At 33.3% G+C, this 264-nt stretch carries 1 pseudogene; it reads left to right on the plus strand.

The annotated features are described in order from the left end of the window. Positions 1-251 (plus strand): annotated as a pseudogene (locus tag AB671_RS22490) (transposase); the annotation flags it as partial. Between the last annotated feature and the right edge of the window lie 13 nt (positions 252-264).

A 264-nucleotide genomic window follows, 5' to 3' on the forward strand; every position in this document is an offset into this window, starting at 1 on the left:
ATTTCTTTCTTAAAGAAGGTGCAAAGGCTTCCAATATAAATCAATATCAATTTTGGAGACATGATAATAAACCTATTGAGTTGTGGAGTAATCATGTCATCAACCAAAAAATAAATTATGTACACCAAAATCCGGTTGAGGCAGGTTTGGTTTTTCGAGCAGAGGATTATAGATATAGCAGCGCAATAGATTATTCTGATGAGAAAGGACTTTTGGATGATATTGTGGTTTTTAGAATGTTTGATTTATAGGATCACTGACCAC

It is taken from the genome of Chryseobacterium sp. BGARF1 (assembly GCF_001677955.1).
GTDB lineage: Bacteria > Bacteroidota > Bacteroidia > Flavobacteriales > Weeksellaceae > Chryseobacterium.